Origin of the sequence: Thalassotalea sp. G20_0 (assembly GCF_017744175.1) — a bacterium.
Classification (GTDB): domain Bacteria; phylum Pseudomonadota; class Gammaproteobacteria; order Pseudomonadales; family Endozoicomonadaceae; genus Endozoicomonas.
In genome coordinates, this window is the sequence record NZ_JAGHQV010000430.1 from 1 (window position 1) to 616 (window position 616).

General features: G+C 51.9%; 1 protein-coding gene. It reads left to right on the forward strand.

Annotation, left to right across the window (positions count from 1 at the left end; all coding sequences use genetic code 11):
• Positions 1-616 (forward strand): DUF3322 and DUF2220 domain-containing protein (locus tag J7438_RS26885; RefSeq protein ID WP_209279079.1); only part of this gene is annotated, 616 nt, incomplete at both ends.

Genomic DNA, 616 nt, shown 5'->3' on the forward strand with positions numbered 1-616 from the left:
CCGAAACCGGGGCGCTATATCCGCCAGTTGGATATTCAGGGAGTGGACAGCAAATTTATTGAAAATAACAAGGGTATTCTCTCGGAATTACTGAGCCTGGCCCTGGAACCGGAGGATTTTGATGGGAGCATCGCCGGTCTGGCAGAAAACGGTTTTGAGCGCCGCTTTGGCTTACGGTTTGATGAGCCACTGGTGCGATACCGGTTATTGGATCATCCCGGCCCGGTGACGGATATCACGGTTCCGGTGTCGCAATTTATAGACCCGGGAAGCAGCAAGGTGTTTATCACGGAAAACAAGGTCAATGGTCTTGCCTTTCCATCGGTACCGGATGCCATTGTAATCTTTGGGCTGGGCTATGGTATTCAGTCATTGTCTTCCATTAGCTGGCTGAAGGAAAAAGAGATTATCTATTGGGGCGATATTGACACCCATGGTTTTGCCATACTCTCCCGCCTGCGGCAGCATTTCCCGCAAGCCCGCTCCTTGTTGATGGACCAGGCCACCCTGCAAGCGCATCTGGAACTTTGCACGGAGGAGTTGGACAGTAAACGTTTTACCGGTGAACTGGCGGGACTTACCCCGGATGAATTGCCATTGTTTGCGGCACTGAAGG